This window comes from Curtobacterium sp. MMLR14_002, from assembly GCF_001864975.1.
Lineage (GTDB): Bacteria > Actinomycetota > Actinomycetes > Actinomycetales > Microbacteriaceae > Curtobacterium > Curtobacterium flaccumfaciens.
Genome location: NZ_MJGT01000094.1, coordinates 38,772 through 54,575, shown reverse-complemented (window position 1 = coordinate 54,575; position 15,804 = coordinate 38,772). Strand labels below are relative to the sequence as shown.

General features: G+C 67.0%; 24 protein-coding genes. All 24 read left to right on the top strand.

The window, feature by feature from the left end; all coding sequences use genetic code 11:
• The first annotated feature begins 81 nt into the window (after positions 1-81).
• The 24 genes from fusA (at position 82) to rplO (ending at position 15,773) form a co-directional block, all read left to right on the top strand.
• Positions 82-2,199, top strand: a complete 2,118-nt coding sequence (fusA, locus tag BIU91_RS15430) for an elongation factor G (protein ID WP_027466735.1) — start codon at positions 82-84, stop codon at positions 2,197-2,199.
• 147 nt (positions 2,200-2,346) lie between these two features.
• On the top strand, positions 2,347-3,534 hold the full coding sequence (gene tuf, locus BIU91_RS15425) for an elongation factor Tu (RefSeq protein ID WP_027466734.1): 1,188 nt from the start codon (positions 2,347-2,349) through the stop codon (positions 3,532-3,534).
• A gap of 173 nt (positions 3,535-3,707) precedes the next feature.
• On the top strand, positions 3,708-4,685 hold the full coding sequence (locus tag BIU91_RS15420) for a DNA topoisomerase IB (RefSeq protein WP_071406162.1): 978 nt from the start codon (positions 3,708-3,710) through the stop codon (positions 4,683-4,685).
• Positions 4,686-4,765: 80 nt separating this feature from the next.
• Positions 4,766-5,593: a DarT ssDNA thymidine ADP-ribosyltransferase family protein gene (locus tag BIU91_RS15415; RefSeq protein ID WP_084741336.1), complete on the top strand. Its 828-nt coding sequence runs from the start codon at positions 4,766-4,768 to the stop codon at positions 5,591-5,593.
• Positions 5,594-6,114: 521 nt separating this feature from the next.
• Complete coding sequence (gene rpsJ, locus BIU91_RS15410; RefSeq protein WP_017885534.1) at positions 6,115-6,423, top strand: 30S ribosomal protein S10; 309 nt, start codon at positions 6,115-6,117, stop codon at positions 6,421-6,423.
• A 12-nt stretch (positions 6,424-6,435) separates the two neighbouring features.
• Positions 6,436-7,092: a 50S ribosomal protein L3 gene (gene rplC, locus BIU91_RS15405; RefSeq protein WP_027466731.1), complete on the top strand. Its 657-nt coding sequence runs from the start codon at positions 6,436-6,438 to the stop codon at positions 7,090-7,092.
• A 2-nt stretch (positions 7,093-7,094) separates the two neighbouring features.
• Positions 7,095-7,754, top strand: a complete 660-nt coding sequence (gene rplD, locus BIU91_RS15400; RefSeq protein ID WP_027466730.1) for a 50S ribosomal protein L4 — start codon at positions 7,095-7,097, stop codon at positions 7,752-7,754.
• Positions 7,751-8,050 carry a 50S ribosomal protein L23 gene (gene rplW, locus BIU91_RS15395; protein ID WP_027466729.1) on the top strand — a complete coding sequence of 100 codons (300 nt, stop codon included), beginning with the start codon at positions 7,751-7,753 and terminating at the stop codon, positions 8,048-8,050. The genes rplD and rplW overlap by 4 nt, the downstream gene beginning before the upstream one ends.
• 18 nt (positions 8,051-8,068) lie before the next feature.
• Positions 8,069-8,908, top strand: coding sequence for a 50S ribosomal protein L2 (gene rplB, locus BIU91_RS15390; RefSeq protein WP_027466728.1), 840 nt, complete (start codon positions 8,069-8,071; stop codon positions 8,906-8,908).
• A gap of 11 nt (positions 8,909-8,919) precedes the next feature.
• Positions 8,920-9,201 (top strand): 30S ribosomal protein S19, encoded by a 282-nt coding sequence (gene rpsS / locus BIU91_RS15385; RefSeq protein ID WP_017885529.1) that lies wholly within the window; start codon positions 8,920-8,922, stop codon positions 9,199-9,201.
• 25 nt (positions 9,202-9,226) lie between these two features.
• Positions 9,227-9,619, top strand: a complete 393-nt coding sequence (gene rplV, locus BIU91_RS15380; RefSeq protein WP_035809257.1) for a 50S ribosomal protein L22 — start codon at positions 9,227-9,229, stop codon at positions 9,617-9,619.
• Positions 9,619-10,431: a 30S ribosomal protein S3 gene (rpsC, locus tag BIU91_RS15375; protein ID WP_017885527.1), complete on the top strand. Its 813-nt coding sequence runs from the start codon at positions 9,619-9,621 to the stop codon at positions 10,429-10,431. Before rplV ends, rpsC begins: the two co-directional genes overlap by 1 nt.
• Before the next feature lie 2 nt (positions 10,432-10,433).
• Positions 10,434-10,853, top strand: coding sequence for a 50S ribosomal protein L16 (rplP, locus tag BIU91_RS15370; RefSeq protein WP_017885526.1), 420 nt, complete (start codon positions 10,434-10,436; stop codon positions 10,851-10,853).
• Positions 10,853-11,173, top strand: a complete 321-nt coding sequence (gene rpmC / locus BIU91_RS19480) for a 50S ribosomal protein L29 (protein ID WP_017885525.1) — start codon at positions 10,853-10,855, stop codon at positions 11,171-11,173. Before rplP ends, rpmC begins: the two co-directional genes overlap by 1 nt.
• The gene (gene rpsQ, locus BIU91_RS15360; protein ID WP_017885524.1) at positions 11,173-11,457 is read left to right on the top strand and encodes a 30S ribosomal protein S17; all 285 of its coding nucleotides are present in this window, start codon (positions 11,173-11,175) and stop codon (positions 11,455-11,457) included. The genes rpmC and rpsQ overlap by 1 nt, the downstream gene beginning before the upstream one ends.
• A 31-nt stretch (positions 11,458-11,488) precedes the next feature.
• Positions 11,489-11,857, top strand: coding sequence for a 50S ribosomal protein L14 (gene rplN / locus BIU91_RS15355; RefSeq protein ID WP_017885523.1), 369 nt, complete (start codon positions 11,489-11,491; stop codon positions 11,855-11,857).
• 3 nt (positions 11,858-11,860) lie between these two features.
• Positions 11,861-12,220 carry a 50S ribosomal protein L24 gene (gene rplX / locus BIU91_RS15350; RefSeq protein ID WP_017885522.1) on the top strand — a complete coding sequence of 120 codons (360 nt, stop codon included), beginning with the start codon at positions 11,861-11,863 and terminating at the stop codon, positions 12,218-12,220.
• Positions 12,220-12,810 (top strand): 50S ribosomal protein L5, encoded by a 591-nt coding sequence (gene rplE / locus BIU91_RS15345; protein WP_042537502.1) that lies wholly within the window; start codon positions 12,220-12,222, stop codon positions 12,808-12,810. The genes rplX and rplE overlap by 1 nt, the downstream gene beginning before the upstream one ends.
• 153 nt (positions 12,811-12,963) lie before the next feature.
• On the top strand, positions 12,964-13,362 hold the full coding sequence (gene rpsH / locus BIU91_RS15340) for a 30S ribosomal protein S8 (protein ID WP_017885519.1): 399 nt from the start codon (positions 12,964-12,966) through the stop codon (positions 13,360-13,362).
• Positions 13,363-13,368: 6 nt separating this feature from the next.
• Positions 13,369-13,905 carry a 50S ribosomal protein L6 gene (gene rplF, locus BIU91_RS15335; RefSeq protein ID WP_017885518.1) on the top strand — a complete coding sequence of 179 codons (537 nt, stop codon included), beginning with the start codon at positions 13,369-13,371 and terminating at the stop codon, positions 13,903-13,905.
• Positions 13,906-13,907: 2 nt separating this feature from the next.
• Positions 13,908-14,282, top strand: a complete 375-nt coding sequence (gene rplR, locus BIU91_RS15330; RefSeq protein WP_027466725.1) for a 50S ribosomal protein L18 — start codon at positions 13,908-13,910, stop codon at positions 14,280-14,282.
• A complete protein-coding gene (gene rpsE / locus BIU91_RS15325; RefSeq protein WP_071406161.1) occupies positions 14,279-15,127 on the top strand; it encodes a 30S ribosomal protein S5 in 849 nt (282 codons plus the stop codon). Before rplR ends, rpsE begins: the two co-directional genes overlap by 4 nt.
• A complete protein-coding gene (gene rpmD / locus BIU91_RS15320) occupies positions 15,127-15,312 on the top strand; it encodes a 50S ribosomal protein L30 (RefSeq protein ID WP_017885515.1) in 186 nt (61 codons plus the stop codon). The genes rpsE and rpmD overlap by 1 nt, the downstream gene beginning before the upstream one ends.
• Positions 15,309-15,773 (top strand): 50S ribosomal protein L15, encoded by a 465-nt coding sequence (gene rplO / locus BIU91_RS15315; RefSeq protein ID WP_027466723.1) that lies wholly within the window; start codon positions 15,309-15,311, stop codon positions 15,771-15,773. Before rpmD ends, rplO begins: the two co-directional genes overlap by 4 nt.
• Positions 15,774-15,804 lie beyond the last annotated feature (31 nt).

Below are 15,804 nucleotides of genomic sequence, written 5' to 3'. Positions count from 1 at the left end.
CACCGTCCGGGTGCCGGTGGTCAAGAACCCCGGCGCCCGGACGGCCGCCAACCTCTCCTACAACTCTTCCGGAGGAACCCTGTGGCACAGGACGTGCTCACCGACCTGAACAAGGTCCGCAACATCGGCATCATGGCGCACATCGATGCCGGCAAGACCACGACGACCGAGCGCATCCTGTTCTACACGGGCATCACGCACAAGATCGGTGAGGTCCACGACGGCGCTGCCACGATGGACTGGATGGCGCAGGAGCAGGAGCGCGGCATCACGATCACGTCGGCCGCGACGACCTGCTTCTGGGACAACAACCAGATCAACATCATCGACACCCCCGGTCACGTGGACTTCACGGTCGAGGTGGAGCGTTCGCTCCGCGTCCTCGACGGTGCGGTCGCCGTCTTCGACGGCAAGGAGGGCGTCGAGCCCCAGTCCGAGACCGTCTGGCGTCAGGCCGACAAGTACGACGTCCCGCGCATCTGCTTCGTCAACAAGATGGACAAGCTGGGCGCCGACTTCTACTACACCGTCGACACCATCGTGAACCGCCTCGGCGCGGAGCCCCTCGTGCTCCAGCTGCCGATCGGTTCCGAGAGCTCGTTCGAAGGTGTCGTCGACCTCGTCCAGATGCGTGCACTCACCTGGCGCGGCGACGCCAAGGGTGACGTCGCGATGGGCGCGAAGTACGAGATCGAAGAGATCCCGGCCGACCTGCAGGACCGCGCCGCCGAGTACCGCGAGAAGCTCATCGAGCGCGTGGCCGAGGCGGACGACGTCCTCATGGAGCGCTACCTCGAGGGCGACACGGACTTCTCGGTCGCCGAGATCAAGGCAGCCATCCGTGCCCTCACGGTGAGCAGCACGCTCTACCCGGTCCTCTGCGGTTCCGCGTTCAAGAACCGTGGTGTCCAGCCGATGCTCGACGCCGTCATCGACTACCTCCCGTCCCCGCTCGACGTGCCGCCGATGATCGGCCACGACGTCAAGGACGAGGAGAAGGAGATCATCCGCAAGCCCGACGCGTCGGAGCCGTTCTCGGCCCTTGCGTTCAAGGTCGCGGTGCACCCGTTCTTCGGTCGTCTGACCTACGTGCGCGTCTACTCCGGCTCGATCGAGTCCGGTGCCCAGGTCATCAACTCGACCAAGGGCAAGAAGGAGCGCATCGGCAAGATCTTCCAGATGCACTCCAACAAGGAGAACCCGGTCGCCAACGTGACCGCTGGCCACATCTACGCGGTCATCGGCCTCAAGGACACCACCACCGGTGACACCCTGTGCGACCCGACCAACCAGGTCGTCCTCGAGTCGATGACGTTCCCGGAGCCGGTCATCGAGGTCGCCATCGAGCCGAACACGAAGGCCGACCAGGAGAAGCTCTCCACGGCCATCCAGAAGCTCGCCGAAGAGGACCCGACGTTCCGCGTCGAGCTCAACGCCGAGACCGGTCAGACGACGATCAAGGGCATGGGCGAGCTCCACCTCGACATCCTCGTCGACCGCATGAAGCGCGAGTTCCACGTCGAGGCGAGTGTCGGTAAGCCCCAGGTGGCCTACCGCGAGACGCTCACCAAGATCGTCGAGCGCTACGACTACACCCACAAGAAGCAGACCGGTGGTTCCGGCCAGTTCGCGAAGGTGCAGATCGCGCTCGAGCCGATGGAGGTCACGAGCGAGAAGGTCTACGAGTTCGTCAACGCGACCTCCGGTGGCCGTGTCCCGCGCGAGTACATCCCGTCGGTCGACGCCGGTATCCAGGACGCCATGCAGGTCGGCATCCTCGCGGGCTACCCGACGGTCGGCGTGAAGGCCATCCTCAAGGACGGCGCGGCGCACGACGTCGACTCGTCCGAGATGGCGTTCAAGATCGCCGGCTCGATCGCCTACAAGGAAGCGGCTCGCAAGGCCGGTCCGGCGATCCTCGAGCCGATCATGGCCGTCGAGGTCCGTACTCCTGAGGAGTACATGGGCGACGTCATCGGTGACCTGAACTCCCGTCGTGGCCAGATCGCCTCGATGGAGGACGCCTCGGGCGTCAAGGTGGTCCGCGCGAGCGTGCCGCTGTCCGAGATGTTCGGCTACGTCGGCGACCTGCGGTCGAAGACCTCTGGTCGTGCGGTCTACTCGATGACCTTCGAGACCTACAGCCAGGTCCCGGCCAAGGTCGCCGAGGAGATCATCGCGAAGAACGCGGGGGAGTAGCGCTCAGCGCTTCTCCACAGGCGGGGGCGCCCGGCGACGGGCCCCTCGCCACCAAGTAAAGTACAGACACACACCGCGCACCAACGGTCCCGAGCCCATCCAGGGCCGGCCGGGGGTGACGCTTCCGAGTCCTGAGGAGGACCCACAGTGGCCAAGGCCAAGTTCGAGCGCACCAAGCCGCACGTCAACATCGGAACCATCGGTCACGTCGACCACGGCAAGACCACGCTCACGGCGGCGATCACCAAGGTTCTGCACGACCAGTACCCGGACCTCAACGAGGCCCGCGACTTCGCGCAGATCGACAACGCTCCCGAGGAGCGCCAGCGCGGCATCACGATCAACATCTCGCACGTCGAGTACCAGACCGAGAAGCGTCACTACGCGCACGTCGACGCCCCCGGTCACGCCGACTACGTGAAGAACATGATCACGGGTGCGGCACAGATGGACGGCGCGATCCTCGTGGTCGCCGCCACCGACGGCCCGATGCCCCAGACGCGTGAGCACGTCCTGCTCGCCCGCCAGGTCGGCGTCCCCTACATCGTCGTCGCACTGAACAAGTCCGACATGGTGGACGACGAGGAGATCCTGGAGCTCGTCGAGCTCGAGGTCCGCGAGCTCCTCGGCTCGCAGCAGTTCGACGAGGACGCCCCCGTCGTGCAGGTCTCGGCGCTCAAGGCGCTCGAGGGCGACGAGAAGTGGGTCAAGTCGGTCCAGGACCTCATGGCCCAGGTCGACGAGCACGTGCCGGACCCGGTGCGCGCCACCGACCAGCCGTTCCTGATGCCGATCGAGGACGTCTTCACGATCACCGGTCGTGGCACGGTCGTCACCGGTCGCGTTGAGCGTGGCACGCTCAACCTGAACGCCGAGGTCGAGATCGTCGGCATCCGCGCGACGCAGAAGACCACGGTCACGGGCATCGAGATGTTCCGCAAGCTGCTCGACCAGGCGGTCGCCGGTGACAACACCGGTCTGCTCATCCGTGGCCTCAAGCGCGAGGACGTGGAGCGCGGCCAGGTCGTCGTGAAGCCGGGTTCGGTCACGCCGCACACCGAGTTCCAGGCGAACGCGTACATCCTGACCAAGGACGAGGGTGGGCGTCACAACCCGTTCTACGCGAACTACCGCCCGCAGTTCTACTTCCGCACCACGGACGTCACCGGCGTCATCACGCTGCCCGAGGGCACCGAGATGGTCATGCCCGGCGACACCGTCGCCATGACGGTCGAGCTGATTCAGCCGATCGCCATGGAAGAGGGCCTCCGTTTCGCCATCCGTGAGGGTGGTCGTACGGTCGGTGCCGGTACGGTCGAGAAGATCATCAAGTAACTCCGGTTCCTTGCGACAGCGGGGTCGGGCCTTCGGGCCCGGCCCCGCTTCGTCGTACGCGGCCACTGGCGGGCCGTACAGGGCGCCGGACAGGAGGCCCGGGGTAGCGCCCGCCACGGGCCTCCTGTCCGCCCCGTGACCCGTCACAGGCGTCACGGAGTTGGCTCGACGTCGTGACCCGCCTCCGCAGATCCGCGACCTCCGGTCGCGGCTACCACCGCGTCCGTTCCGGACGCGGTTTCTCGTTCCGCGACCCCGACGGCAACACCGTGACGGACCCGGACGAGCGCCGTCGACTCGAGGAGTTCGTGATCCCGCCGGCGTGGAACGACGTCTGGATCTCCCCGTACGAGAACGGCCACATCCTGGCGACGGGCACGGACGGTGCGGGGCGCCGCCAGTACATGTACCACCCGTCATGGCGTGAACGGATGGACCGGATCAAGTACGACCGTGCGCTGGCACTGGCGGAGTCCCTGCCGGTCGCCCGCCGCGGTGTCACGCAGGACCTCCGTCGCCCCGAGCCGGACCGCCGCCGTGCGCTGGCCGCAGCGTTCCGCATGCTCGACCAGGGGTCCCTCCGGGTCGGGTCCGAGCGGTACGCCACCGAGCACGGCAGTCGGGGGCTGTCCACGCTGCTGTGCGCGCACGCCCACGTGTCGGGTGACGACATCGAACTCGACTTCCCCGGCAAGAGCGGGCAGGAGTGGTCGTCGTCGATCCACGACCACGACCTGGCGCGGGTCATCGCCGGCATGAAGCGTCGCGGGCCCAACGCGCGGTTGCTCTCGTTCCGCGAGCGTCGCGGTGCGGAGTGGGAGCCGCTCTCCGCCGAGGACATCAACGCCTACGTGAAGGAACGTGCGGGCGACGAGTTCACCGCGAAGGACTTCCGGACCCTGCACGGGACGGTCGCGGCCGCGGTCGACCTGGCGAAGACCGGACCGCAGTCGTCCCAGGCCAAGCGGAAGAAGGCCGTCTCGCACGCGGTGAAGGCCGCCAGCGACGAGCTCGGCAACACCCCGACGGTGTGCCGACAGAGCTACATCGACCCCCGGTTGCTCGACGCGTACGACCACGGGGAGACCATCGATCCGAACCGCCTGGCGTCCGCCGAGGCCGAGGTCCGGGCACTGCTCTACCGACAATGACCCGGGGGCCGTCCGGATGACGTAGCGTTGGTCGACGTGCCGGACCACCCCCACACGGCACGGAAGGACCCACAACAGTCGTGACCGACGAGTGCATCCACGGATTCCCCACCGAGCTCTGCGACATCTGCGCACCCCGGCAGCGCGAGGCGTCGGAGATCCCAGCCACCCCGGCACCCCGCCGGACCCGCATCACCACCAACCTGCGCGTCGACCCGCCGGCCTCCGGGCCCGGGACGTCGCTCCGGTCGCCGACGTCGCTCCGTTCGTCGTCCGCCGACCTGCCCGAAGCACGTGAGTTCGCAGCGCTCCGCGCCCACCACGTCACCCACATCGACAACCTCGACGGCATCGTCGGCGCCGGCGCGATCCTGGCGTCCGACCAGGCCGAGCCGGTCGTGGACGTCAGTTCCGCCGACACCCGCGCCGCCCGCGCCGAGGCCGAGGCGCCCGACGGCTCCTCGATCGCCGGTCACGTGCCGTTCACGCTGTCGCCCGACGCCACCCGCTGGGACGAGCTCCGCACGGGCGCCGAGGGTGAACGCTGGTCGGACGCCGCCCGCCGCACCCGGGCGATCGACTACGTCGTGCTCGTCGTACCGGTCTCCGCGTTCGGTGCATCCGTGATCGTCGCCGACCAGGACGCCGACGCCGACGACGTCCGGTTCGCCGTCGGTCCCGACGCCGGCACGAACCTGATCCGTCGCACCGACTTCACGGACCCGGAGATGCACGGCCTCGAGCTGCTCGCCGGACCGAGCGTGCCGTTCACGTCCGTCGCGGTCATCGGCGTCCCGAACGACAAGGCCCGGCAGACCGTCCGCGCCGTGCTCGCTGACCACGGTGGACACGCTCCGCGAGTGGCCGTGTTCCCGCCGTGGTTCGTGCCCCCGGTGACCGCCGAGTGACGGTCTCCTGACCCGTGTCGACGCACCCTCCGGACCCCGTCCGGAGGGTGCTCCGCGTTGCGGGGCCGAGCCGGGCCTCCAGGCCGTCCGATCCGCGTGGATCCGGGCAAGCGAGCCGGCGGGACACGCCCGGCAATTCGCGACACGCCCGGGTTGCACGTGGGCCAGGGCTATGCGAGACTTGTCCGGTTCCGAATTCCCCGTGGGTGTACGCCCACAGGATCACTGCTCTGGCAGTGCACAACCCCCTTGTTCAGCAGGGCTGGGTTGGGCCGCAGGCAGCAGAACACGACTCCCCGAAGGGTGACGGACGCGGTGTACCACTGCTGCGCCCGGAGCACGAGGCAGTCGATTGCCCACGCTGGACGGCCACGGTCGCCCGCGAGGTTGACAGGTGAACAGCGGTCATCCCCAGTGGATGCGGCCGGTTGGTTCAGGAAAACAGCACGGTCCGCAGGAATGCGGAACCGAGCGGCGTCAGGCGGCCAGAGGGTGCGCGGCGCAGAGAGGACAAGAGACACATGGCGGGACAGAAGATCCGCATCCGGCTCAAGTCGTATGACCACGAGGTCATCGACACGTCGGCCCGGAAGATCGTCGACACGGTGACCCGTGCCGGTGCAACCGTGGTCGGCCCGGTGCCGCTCCCCACCGAGAAGAACGTGATCGCAGTGATCCGTTCCCCTCACAAGTACAAGGACTCGCGCGAGCACTTCGAGAAGCGCACGCACAAGCGGGTCATCGACATCGTCGACCCGACGCCGAAGGCCGTGGACTCGCTCATGCGACTCGACCTGCCGGCAGACGTCAACATCGAGATCAAGCTGTAAGGGGGCTGACCAATGGCGAACTCAACCAAGACCGTCAAGGGCCTCCTCGGCAAGAAGCTCGGGATGACCCAGGTGTGGGACGAGAACAACAAGTTCATCCCCGTCACCGTCATCGAGGTCGGCCCGAACGTGGTCACCCAGATCCGCAACGCTGAGCGCGACGGCTACGAGGCGATCCAGATCGCCGCCGGTGCCATCGACCCGCGCAAGGTCAACAAGCCGGCCGCTGGCCACTTCGAGGCCGCTGGCGTGACCCCGCGTCGCACCCTCACCGAGATCCGTACCAACGACTCCGCTGAGTACACGCTCGGCCAGGAGCTCACCGTGGACGGCACGTTCACGGCGGGCCAGAAGGTCGACGTCGTCGGTACCTCCAAGGGCAAGGGCTTCGCCGGTGTCATGAAGCGCCACGGCTTCCACGGCGTCGGCGCCTCGCACGGTGCGCACCGCAACCACCGCAAGCCCGGCTCGATCGGTGCTTCCTCGACCCCGTCGCGCGTCTTCAAGGGCATGCGCATGGCTGGTCGTATGGGTGGCGACCGCGTGACCGTCCTCAACCTCACGGTGCACGCCGTCGACGCCGAGAAGGGTCTGCTGCTCGTCAAGGGCGCCGTCCCCGGTGCTCGTGGCCGCTCCGTCTTCGTCCGCACCGCCGTGAAGGGTAAGTGATCATGGCCACCACGACCGCAACCACGATCGACGTCCTCGACGCATCGGGTGCCAAGTCCGGCACCGTCGAGCTCCCCGCAGCTCTCTTCGACGTCGAGACCAACGTCCCGCTGATCCACCAGGTCGTCACCGCGCAGCTCGCAGCCGCGCGTCAGGGCACCCACAAGACCAAGAACCGTGGCGAAGTCCGCGGTGCCGGTCGCAAGCCGTTCAAGCAGAAGGGCACCGGCCGCGCCCGTCAGGGTTCCGTCCGTGCTCCGGAGCACACCGGCGGTGGCGTCGTCCACGGACCGACCCCGCGCGACTACTCGCAGCGCACCCCGAAGAAGATGATCGCCGCTGCTCTGCTCGGCTCGCTCTCGGACCGCGCCCGCGGTGGCCGCATCTCCGCTGTGGAGGGCTTCGTCGCGGCTGAACTGCCGTCGACCAAGACCGCCCGCACGCTCCTCGAGAAGGTCGCGCCCGTCAAGAACGTGCTCGTCGTGCTCGAGACGGACGACGAGCTGACGCTCAAGTCGATCCGCAACCTGTCGAACGTCCACGCGCTCTCGTACGGCCAGCTCAACGCCTACGACGTGCTGCGTTCGGACGCCGTCGTCTTCAGCAAGAGCGCCCTCGACGCCTTCATCGCGTCGAAGACCGCGAAGGAGATCACCGCATGAGCGGCTTCAACAAGGACCCGCGCGACGTCATCATCTCGCCGGTCGTCTCGGAGAAGAGCTACGCGCTCATCGACCAGGGCAAGTACACGTTCATCGTGGACCCCCGCTCGAACAAGACCGAGATCAAGCTCGCCATCGAGAAGATCTTCGACGTCAAGGTCGCGAGCATCAACACGCTGAACCGCCCGGGCAAGACCCGTCGCACCAAGTTCGGTCTCGGCAAGCGCAAGGACACCAAGCGCGCCATCGTGACGCTCAAGTCCGGTTCGATCGACATCTTCACGGCTGTCGGCTGAGGACCAGAGGGATAAATCATGGCTATTCGTAACTACAAGCCGACGACCCCCGGTCGTCGCGGCTCGTCGGTCGCCGACTTCGCTGAGATCACCCGTTCGACTCCGGAGAAGTCACTGCTTCGTCCGCTGCCGAAGACCGGTGGTCGCAACAGCTCCGGCCGTATCACCACGCGTCACATCGGTGGTGGCCACAAGCGCCAGTACCGCGTGATCGACTTCCGTCGCTCCGACAAGGACGGCGTCGACGCCAAGGTCGCGCACATCGAGTACGACCCCAACCGCACTGCGCGCATCGCGCTCCTGCACTACGTGGACGGCACGAAGCGGTACATCATCGCGCCGAACAAGCTGAAGCAGGGCGACGTCATCGAGCAGGGCCCCGGCGCCGACATCAAGCCCGGCAACAACCTGCCGCTGCGCAACATCCCCGTGGGTACCGTCGTGCACGCCATCGAGCTCCGCCCCGGTGGCGGCGCCAAGATGGCTCGCTCCGCCGGCGCCTCGGTGCGTCTCGTCGCCAAGGACGGCCCCTACGCGCAGCTCCGTCTGCCGTCGGGCGAGGTCCGCAACGTCGACGCACGCTGCCGCGCCACCATCGGCGAGGTCGGCAACGCCGAGCAGTCGAACATCAACTGGGGCAAGGCCGGCCGCATGCGCTGGAAGGGCGTCCGCCCGACCGTCCGTGGTGTCGCCATGAACCCGGTCGACCACCCGCACGGTGGTGGTGAGGGCAAGACGTCCGGTGGTCGTCACCCGGTCAGCCCCTGGGGCCAGTCCGAGGGCCGTACGCGCAAGCCGAACAAGCCGAGCGACAAGCTCATCGTCCGTCGCCGTAACGCCGGCAAGAAGCGCAAGTAGGAGTTCAGAAGATGCCACGCAGTCTGAAGAAGGGCCCCTTCGTCGACGAGCACCTGCTCCGCAAGGTCGTCACGCAGAACGAGGCCAACACCAAGAACGTGATCCGTACGTGGTCGCGTCGGTCGATGATCGTCCCGAACATGCTCGGGCACACGATCGCCGTCCACGACGGCCGCAAGCACATCCCGGTGTTCGTCACCGAGTCGATGGTCGGTCACAAGCTCGGCGAGTTCGCGCCGACCCGCACCTTCCGTGGTCACGTGAAGGACGACAAGAAGGGCCGTCGCCGCTGAGGCGGCGACGCAGAGGAGGAACGAAATGGTGGAGTCGATCGCACGCGTGCGACACATCCGCGTCACGCCTCAGAAGGCCCGTCGCGTCATCGAGCTGATCCGCGGCAAGCAGGCCCACGAGGCCCTCGCCATCCTGAAGTTCGCCCCCCAGGGCGCTTCGGAGCCCGTGTACAAGCTGGTCGCCTCGGCGATCGCGAACGCACGGGTCAAGGCGGACTCGACGAACAGCTTCCTCGACGAGCGCGACCTCTACGTGAGCCGCGTCTTCGTCGACGAGGGCACGACCCTGAAGCGGTTCCAGCCGCGCGCCCAGGGCCGCGCCTTCCGCATCAACAAGCGCACCAGCCACATCACGGTCGTCCTCGCGACGCCCGACGAGGCCGAGGTTGCCGCGACGAGCAAGAAGGCGAGCAAGTAATGGGCCAGAAGGTCAACCCGTACGGCTTCCGTCTCGGGATCACGACGGACCACGTCTCGCACTGGTTCACCGACAGCAAGAAGGCCGGTCAGCGTTACGCCGACTACGTGGCCGAGGACATCAAGGTGCGCGAGTACCTGAAGAAGACCCTCGACCGCGCCGGCGTCGCACGCATCGAGCTCGAGCGCACCCGTGACCGTGTCCGCGTGGACATCCACACGGCTCGTCCGGGCATCGTCATCGGCCGCCGCGGCGCCGAGGCGGAGCGCGTTCGCGGTGAGCTCGAGAAGCTCACCAAGAAGCAGATCCAGCTGAACATCCTCGAGGTCAAGAACCCCGAGACCGAGGCCCAGCTCGTCGCGCAGGGCATCGCCGAGCAGCTCTCCGCTCGTGTCGCGTTCCGTCGCGCCATGCGCAAGGGCCTGCAGGGTGCACAGCGCGCCGGCGCCAAGGGTGTCCGCATCCAGGTGTCGGGTCGTCTCGGCGGCGCCGAGATGTCGCGTTCGGAGTTCTACCGCGAAGGCCGTGTGCCGCTGCACACCCTCCGCGCGAACATCGACTACGGCTTCTACGAGGCTCGGACCACGTTCGGCCGCATCGGCGTGAAGGTCTGGATCTACAAGGGCGACATCACGAACAAGGAGCTCGCTCGCGAGCAGGCGAACCAGCGTTCGTCGCGCCCGGAGCGTCGTGGCGGCCCGCGCGGTGAGCGTGGCGACCGTGGCGGCGACCGTCGTGGCGGCGACCGCGGTGACCGTCGTCCGCAGCAGGCCCCGCAGGACGCGCCGGCCGGCGCAGGAGTTGAGGCGTAACCATGCTTATTCCCCGTCGAGTCAAGCACCGCAAGCAGCACCACCCGAAGCGTTCGGGTCAGGCCACCGGTGGTACCAAGGTCAGCTTCGGCGACTACGGCATCCAGGCCCTCACCCCGGCGTACGTGACCAACCGTCAGATCGAGTCCGCTCGTATCGCCATGACGCGTCACATCAAGCGTGGTGGCAAGGTCTGGATCAACATCTACCCGGACCGTCCGCTGACCAAGAAGCCCGCCGAGACCCGCATGGGTTCCGGTAAGGGTTCGCCCGAGTGGTGGGTCGCGAACGTGAAGCCGGGCCGGGTGCTCTTCGAGCTCTCCGGCGTCAGCGAGGAGATCGCCCGTGAGGCGTTGACTCGTGCAATCCACAAGCTGCCCCTCAAGGCACGCATCATCAAGCGCGAGGAGGGCGACGCATAATGGCGATCGGTTCCAAGGAGCTCCGTCCGACGGAGCTCGACACGTTCGAGAACGAGCGTCTCGCTGACGAGCTGAAGAAGGCCAAGGAGGAACTCTTCAACCTCCGCTTCCAGTCGGCCACCGGCCAGCTGGAGAGCCACGGTCGTCTCCGTGCCGTCAAGCGCGACATCGCCCGCATCTACACCGTCCTCCGCGAGCGCGAGCTCGGCATCCGTGCCACTCCCGCGCCCGTCGAGACCGCCCCCAAGGCCAAGAAGACGACGAAGAAGGCTGACAAGCCGGCCGAGTCGACCGAGGCCGAGACCGCCGAGGAGAAGTAATGGCGAACGAAGAGAAGAACTCCGCCGCCCTCACTCGCGGCTACCGCAAGACGCGTCGCGGCTACGTGACGAGCGACAAGATGGACAAGACCATCGTGGTCGAGGTCGAGGACCGCGTGAAGCACGCGCTCTACGGCAAGATCATCCGTCGTACGTCCAAGGTGAAGGCCCACGACGAGCTCGGCACCGCTGGTGTCGGCGACCTCGTCGTGATCAGCGAGACCCGTCCCCTCAGCGCCTCCAAGCGCTGGCGCCTGGTCGAGATCCTCGAGAAGGCCAAGTAGGCCTCGGCCTGCTTCGGAATAGGAGACAGCAGTGATTCAGCAGGAATCCCGCCTGAAGGTCGCCGACAACACGGGTGCCAAGGAGATCTTGACCATCCGCGTGCTCGGTGGCTCGGGTCGTCGCTACGCCGGCCTCGGTGACGTCATCGTCGCCACGGTGAAGGACGCCATCCCCGGCGGCAACGTGAAGAAGGGTGACGTCGTCAAGGCGGTCATCGTTCGCACCAAGAAGGAGACCCGTCGTCAGGACGGCTCCTACATCAAGTTCGACGAGAACGCGGCAGTGATCCTCAAGGCCGACGGCGACCCGCGCGGTACGCGCATCTTCGGTCCGGTCGGTCGCGAGCTCCGTGACAAGAAGTTCATGAAGATCATCTCGCTCGCGCCGGAGGTGCTGTAAGCCATGGCGAACATCAAGAAGGGTGACCTCGTCCAGGTCATCACGGGCGCGACGCAGGAGCGTGGCGGCGACCGTGGCAAGCAGGGCAAGGTCATCGAGGTCCTCAAGGACAAGAACCGCGTCGTCGTCGAGGGCGTGAACTTCGTCACGAAGCACGTCCGCGTCGGTCAGACGCAGCGTGGTTCGAAGACGGGTGGCATCGAGCAGCACGAAGCCTCGATCCACGTCTCGAACGTCGCACTCGTCGACCCGAAGACGAAGAAGCCGACGCGTGTCGGCTTCCGCACCGAAGAGGTGGAGAAGGACGGCGTCAAGAAGACCGTCCGTGTCCGCTACGCGAAGAAGTCTGGTGAGAAGCTCTGATGACTGACACGACTGCTGCGCCCGCTGGCAAGATCCAGCCGCGCCTCAAGCAGAAGTACCTGGCCGAGATCAAGACGGCCCTCACCGAGCAGTTCGGTTACGCGAACGTCAACCAGGTCCCCGGCCTGGTCAAGGTCGTCGTGAACACCGGTGTCGGCGAGGCCGCTCGTGACTCCAAGATCATCGAGGGGGCCATCAAGGACCTCACGGCGATCACGGGTCAGAAGCCCCAGGTCAACATCGCCCGCAAGTCCATCGCACAGTTCAAGCTGCGCGAGGGTCAGGCCATCGGCGCGCACGTCACCCTCCGTGGTGACCGCGCGTGGGAGTTCCTGGACCGCCTGGTGACGCTCGCACTGCCCCGCATCCGCGACTTCCGCGGTCTCAGCGACAAGCAGTTCGACGGCAACGGCAACTACACGTTCGGTCTCACGGAGCAGTCCGTGTTCCACGAGATCGACCAGGACCGCATCGACCGTGTCCGCGGCTTCGACATCACTGTCGTCACCACCGCGAAGACGGACGACGAGGGACGCGCGCTGCTCCGCCAGCTCGGCTTCCCGTTCCGCTCCAACGAGCAGACGGTCTAAACTACTTCGGGCGGTGCGGGCCGGAGGATTCACGTCCTCCGGCCCGCACGCACGAACACACCGATCTCGGGGAACCGCCCCGGGATCACTCGATCGCTCAGGTCGGCATTCGTGGAACGGGTGTCGAAACCAGGCGAGAAATGGACGAACATCATGACGATGACCGATCCGGTCGCAGACATGCTGACCAGATTGCGGAACGCGAACTCCGCGCACCACGACGCAGTCGCGCTCCCGAGCTCCAAGCTCAAGAAGAACATCGCCGACATCCTCAAGCGTGAGGGCTACATCAGCGAGTGGAAGGTGGAGGACGCCCGAGTCGGGCAGACCCTCACCATCGACCTGAAGTACGGCCCCGAGCGCGAGCGTTCGATCGCCGGCATCAAGCGCGTCTCGAAGCCGGGCCTCCGGGTCTACGCGAAGTCGACGGAGATCCCCCAGGTCCTCGGTGGCCTCGGCGTGGCGATCCTCTCGACCTCCTCCGGCCTCCTGACCGACCGCGAAGCCGAGCAGAAGGGCGTGGGTGGGGAAGTCCTCGCCTACGTGTGGTGATCGACAATGTCACGAATCGGACGTCTCCCCATCGACATCCCCGCCGGCGTCACCGTCTCCGTTGACGGTCAGAACGTGGCGGTCAAGGGCCCGAAGGGCGAGCTCGCGCTCGTCATCGCGGAGCCCATCCAGGCCAAGGTCGAGGAGAACCAGGTCCTCGTCACCCGTCCGGACGACGAGCGCGAGTCGCGTTCGCTCCACGGACTGACCCGGACCCTCATCGCCAACAACATCATCGGCGTGACCCAGGGCTACACCAAGGGCCTCGAGGTCGTCGGCACCGGTTACCGTGTCGCGGCCAAGGGCTCGAACCTCGAGTTCGCCCTCGGGTACTCCCACTCGATCACGGTCGAGCCGCCGGCGGGCATCAGCTTCGCGGTGGAGGGCAACAACAAGGTCACCGTCGCCGGTATCGACAAGCAGGCTGTCGGCGAGGTCGCCGCGAACATCCGGAAGCTCCGGAAGCCCGAGCCCTACAAGGGCAAGGGTGTCCGTTACGCCGGCGAGAACGTGCGCCGCAAGGCCGGAAAGTCAGGTAAGTGATCATGGGACTCCTCAAGACACGAGGCAAGAGCAAGGCGGCCGCCAAGGCGCGTCGTCACAACCGTCTCCGCAAGAAGATCACCGGCACCGAGGCTCGTCCCCGTCTCGCCGTCACCCGCTCGTCGCGTCACGTGTTCGTGCAGGTCATCGACGACTCGAAGGGTCACACCCTCGCAAGCGCCTCGACGATGGAGGCAGACCTCCGCTCGTTCGACGGCGACAAGACCGCCAAGGCCCGTCGCGTCGGTGAGCTCCTCGCCGAGCGCGCGAAGTCGGCTGGCGTCGAGGCCGTGGTCTTCGACCGCGGTGGCAGCAAGTACGCCGGTCGCGTCGCCGCGATCGCCGATGGTGCCCGTGAAGGAGGGCTGAACCTGTGAGCGACAACGCGAACACCAACGAAGACGCCAAGACCGAGGCCGTCGAGGCCACGGAGACTGAGGCTGTCGAGACCACGGAGACCACCGAGGCGAGCACGGAGGCCACGGCCACCGACGCAACCGCCGAGGCGACCACCGAGGGTGCCAAGACCGGCAAGGAGGCGGAGGCACCTGCCGTCGCCGAGCGTCCGGTCGAGACCGCCGCGGGCTCCGCGTCCAACAACCGCGACTCCGCCGACAACCGTGGCCGTCGTGGTGGCGGTCGTGACCGTCAGCAGGGCCGCGACCGCAACAACCGCGGTGGCGACAGCCAGTTCCTCGAGCGCGTGGTGACCATCAACCGCGTCTCGAAGGTCGTCAAGGGTGGTCGTCGCTTCAGCTTCACGGCGCTCGTCGTCGTCGGTGACGGCAACGGCCTCGTGGGCGTCGGCTACGGCAAGGCCAAGGAGGTCCCCACGGCGATCTCCAAGGGTGTCGAAGAGGCGAAGAAGAACTTCTTCCGCGTCCCCCGCGTCGGCAACACGATCCCGCACCCGGTGCAGGGTGAAGCCGCCGCTGGCGTCGTCCTCCTGCGTCCGGCTGGCCCCGGTACCGGTGTCATCGCCGGTGGTCCGGTCCGCGCCGTGCTCGAGTGCGCCGGCATCCACGACGTCCTGAGCAAGTCGCTCGGCTCGTCGAACACCATCAACATCGTGCACGCGACCGTCGAGGCCCTGAAGCAGCTCGAGGAGCCCCGCGCCGTCGCGAGCCGTCGTGGCCTCGACGTCGAGCGGGTCGTCCCGGCCCGTCTGCTCCAGGCCGAGGCCGCAGCCCTGCGTGCCGCGACCGAGAAGGCAGGTGCGTGATGGCGATGCTGAAGATCACGCAGATCAAGTCCGTTATCAGCGAGAAGCAGTACCAGCGCGACACCCTGCGCAGCCTGGGCCTCAAGCGCATCGGCCGTTCGGTCGAGCGTGAGGACAACTCCCAGAACCGCGGGTACATCGCGACGGTGGCGCACCTCGTGAAGGTCGAGGAGGTCGACGCATGAGCGACGAGAAGAACGAGCGCGTGCAGGTGCTGAAGCTGCACCACCTCCGTCCTGCAGAGGGCGCCAAGAAGGACCGCACCCGTGTTGGTCGCGGTGAGGGCTCGAAGGGCAAGACCGCTGGGCGTGGTACCAAGGGCACGAAGGCCCGTTACCAGGTCCGGGTCGGCTTCGAGGGTGGGCAGATGCCGCTGCACATGCGCACCCCGAAGCTCCGCGGGTTCAAGAACCCGTTCCGGGTCGAGTACCAGGTCGTGAACCTGGACAAGATCTCGGAGCTCTACCCCGATGGTGGCGACGTCACCGTTGCGGGCCTGGTCGCCAAGGGCGCCGTCCGCAAGAACGAGAAGGTCAAGGTTCTCGGTCAGGGTGACATCACCGTGAAGATCACGGTCACGGTCGACAAGGTCTCGGCGTCCGCCGCCGAGAAGATCGTGGCTGCTGGCGGCACCGTCTCCCAGTAACCCCCGTCGGCGGCCCGTGCGTTTGCGCACG